We start from the raw sequence: 3,058 nt of genomic DNA on the forward strand, positions 1-3,058 counted from the left end.
CCGCGTATCCCGTCGCCCGAACGCCCGCGGCGCGGCGCGCCGTTTTGCTTGACAGCCCTAAAAAATCCCGCTATAATAAATAAAACCCCATGAGGGAGTAGTTTGCGCGGCAACGCGCGGCAGGCCAACATGCTGGCGGCGATCCACCGCCTGGCCTGCCTTAATTGACGAGACTCATGTACGGCCTGGCTTGCCGTACCTGCGTCTTTTTTTATGGGAAAAGGCAGTCAGGCGCGGTATGCGCCTGATTTTTTAGTTTTATAGGGGGAATACTTGTTATGGGACTTTGGGAACTGTTTGCCATCGCCGTGGGGCTTTCCATGGACGCCTTCGCCGTATCCATCGGCAAGGGGCTGACCATGCCGCGCATCCGGTGGAAGCACGCCGCGGTGACCGGGCTTTGGTTCGGCGTCTTCCAGGCGGTGATGCCGCTGCTGGGCTACTTCCTCGGCGCGACCTTTTCGGGATACATCCAGTCCGTCGACCACTGGATCGCCTTTGTGCTGCTGGGGCTGATCGGCGGCAATATGATCCGCGAATCCTTTTCCGCGGAGGGGGAGCTGGTCGACGGCTCGTTCGCGCCGCTGCGCATGCTGCCGCTCGCCGTCGCGACCTCGATCGACGCGCTCGCCGTGGGCGTGACGTTTGCGTTTTTGCAGGTCGACATCCTCGCCGCGGTGCTGCTGATCGGCGTGACGACCTTTGCCATCTCGGTCGCGGGCGTCAAGATCGGCACGGTGTTCGGGGAGAAGTTTTCCGCGAAGGCGGAATGCGCCGGCGGCCTGCTGCTCGTGCTCATGGGCGCGAAAATCCTGCTGGAACACCTGGGGTTTTTGGGATAACCCCCTATTCCCCGCATGAAAAATCGACATTTTTCCCGCAGTCCTTGCACAGTCCCGCAGAATAGTGTAAAATATTTTGTGCGTATTAGTTTTATCCGCGCGGGGGCGCGGACACAAAATAGAAAAGGAGACTGTCATTATGTCTGCAACCTTTTGGGCATTGCTGCCACCGGTCATCGCGATCGCGCTCGCACTGCTGACCAAGGAAGTCTACATGTCCTTGATGATCGGCATCCTGTCCGGCGCGCTCTTGTTCAGCAGCTTTAACCCTCTCCACGCAATGGAAACGACCTTTACCATCATGGGGAATAAGATTGGTGGTAACGTCAACATCATGATCTTCCTGGTGCTGCTCGGCATCCTGGTCGCGCTGATCACCAAATCCGGCGCTTCGCGCGCGTACGGCGAATGGGCGACGCGCACGATCAAGACCCGCCGCGGGGCGCTGCTTTCGACCTCGTTCCTCGGCGCGCTGATCTTCGTTGACGACTATTTCAACTGCCTGACCGTCGGCACGGTCATGCGCCCCGTCACGGATACCCACCGGGTCACCCGCGCGAAGCTTGCCTACGTCATCGACGCCACGGCGGCGCCGGTGTGCATCATCGCGCCGATTTCGAGCTGGGCGGCCGCGGTCAGTTCCTCCCTGCCGGAGGGCAGCCATATCGACGGCTTTTCACTCTTTTTGCAGACCATCCCGTTTAACCTTTACGCGCTGCTGACGCTGTGCTTCCTGCTGTACCTCATCATCAGCGACTTCGACTTCGGCCCGATGAAGAAATACGAGGAGCGCGTGCTCGCCTCGGGCAAGATCGACTCGGTCGAGGCCGAGGAGATCAAGATTTTCGGCAACGGCAAGGTCTATGACCTGATCCTGCCGATCGCCGTGCTGATCGTCTCCTGCATCGCGGCCATGCTGTACACCGGCGGCATCCTGGAGAGCGGCAACATCGTCGATTCGTTTGCGAACTGCGATTCCTCGACCAGCCTCGTGCTCGGCTCGTTCTTCACGCTGATCTTTACGTTCCTGCTCTACCTGCCCCGCAAGATCCTGACCTTCCAGCAGTTCTGCGAGAGCTTTATCGAGGGCTTCCGCGCGATGGCGCCCGCCCTGATGATCCTGACGCTGGCCTGGACGCTGTCCGGCATCTGCTCGGAGGATTACCTCAACATCGGCGGCTATGTCAAGACGCTCGTAGAGGGCGGCACCGGCATCCTGGCCTTCATGCCCGCGGTGTTCTTCCTCGTCGCGCTCGGCCTGGCCTTCGCGACCGGCACCTCCTGGGGCACCTTCGGCATCCTGATCCCGATCGCGTTTGCCATTTTCGGCGACGTGGAAACGGACATGCTGGTGCTGACGGTCGCGGCGGCGCTGTCCGGCGCGGTCTGCGGCGACCATGTCTCCCCGATTTCCGACACGACCATCCTCGCGTCCGCGGGCGGCCAGTGTAACCATATCGACCACGTTTCCACCCAGATGCCCTACGCGCTGATGGTGGCGGCCTGCTGCTTTGTCGGTTACATCGTCGCCGGCCTGACCGGGAATGGCTGGATCGGCCTGGGCGTGGGCTTTATTGTCCTCGTTGCGGCGGCGGTGCTCATCTTTGAGCGCTTTAAGCCGAAGAAGGTCTAATTTGCTCACTTTAACCGTCAAAAAACGCCTTCCACATTTGTGGAAGGCGTTTTTTTGCGCGGTTGCGGTCATAGCTCGCGGCAGGTGATGTCGTAGCTGCCGCGGTTCCCGATCCGCCGCAGGATGGCATGCGGCACGCCGTCGATCTCGGCGGTCGGGTTGCCGTCCGCGTCCGTGCCGGTGAAAGTGCAGGAAAACCCTTCGTGCGCGCACCAGGCGGCGGCCGCTTCCCGCGCCTGGGCCGCGGTGGGGTAGCCGCCGTCCCCGTCATAGGGGATGTTAATGGACTTTTTAAACAGGCCGTGCAGGGACATAAAAAAACCTTCCTTCTTTATACGTTCCAGAAGTTTGCGGCCAGCTTGTCTGCCTCGGCTTCGGCGGCCTCGAGCAGCGCCTCCGCGTCGTTGCCGCGGATATCCAGGCCTTCCGCGGCCAGGCAGTCGAACCGCGGCACGCCCAGCATCGCGCACAGCGAGCGCAGGTAGGGCTGCGCATGGTCGGCCGTGGCGGGGGTGCTGTCGTCGCAATAGCCGCCGCGCGGGGGGGCATAAGCCAAGCGCCGCGGCGGAAAGGCGCCCTGGGA

General features: G+C 61.5%; 3 protein-coding genes and 1 pseudogene. 2 read left to right on the forward strand and 2 right to left on the reverse strand.

What is annotated here, in order from left to right; genetic code table 11:
- Positions 1-278: 278 nt before the first annotated feature.
- Together CZ203_RS07550 and CZ203_RS07555 are read left to right on the forward strand one after the other, a co-directional pair.
- Positions 279-842, forward strand: coding sequence for a manganese efflux pump MntP (locus tag CZ203_RS07550; RefSeq protein WP_087065521.1), 564 nt, complete (start codon positions 279-281; stop codon positions 840-842).
- A gap of 139 nt (positions 843-981) precedes the next feature.
- Positions 982-2,475, forward strand: a complete 1,494-nt coding sequence (locus CZ203_RS07555; protein ID WP_087065522.1) for a Na+/H+ antiporter NhaC family protein — start codon at positions 982-984, stop codon at positions 2,473-2,475.
- A 68-nt stretch (positions 2,476-2,543) separates the two neighbouring features.
- Here the strand turns inward: CZ203_RS07555 and CZ203_RS07560 are convergent, their stop codons facing one another.
- Positions 2,544-2,789 carry a hypothetical protein gene (locus CZ203_RS07560; protein ID WP_087065523.1) on the reverse strand — a complete coding sequence of 82 codons (246 nt, stop codon included), beginning with the start codon at positions 2,787-2,789 and terminating at the stop codon, positions 2,544-2,546.
- A gap of 17 nt (positions 2,790-2,806) precedes the next feature.
- A pseudogene (locus CZ203_RS14690) lies at positions 2,807-3,058 on the reverse strand (hypothetical protein); the annotation flags it as partial.

It is taken from the genome of Intestinibacillus massiliensis, from assembly GCF_900155735.1.
Taxonomy (GTDB): domain Bacteria; phylum Bacillota; class Clostridia; order Oscillospirales; family Butyricicoccaceae; genus Intestinibacillus; species Intestinibacillus massiliensis.

Coding starts and splice junctions, on each gene's coding strand:
- CZ203_RS07560 (WP_087065523.1), bottom strand. CDS start 2,789: ATGTCCCTGCACGGCCTGTTTAAAAAGTCCATTAACATCCCCTATGAC.
- CZ203_RS07555 (WP_087065522.1), top strand. CDS start 982: ATGTCTGCAACCTTTTGGGCATTGCTGCCACCGGTCATCGCGATCGCG.
- CZ203_RS07550 (WP_087065521.1), top strand. CDS start 279: ATGGGACTTTGGGAACTGTTTGCCATCGCCGTGGGGCTTTCCATGGAC.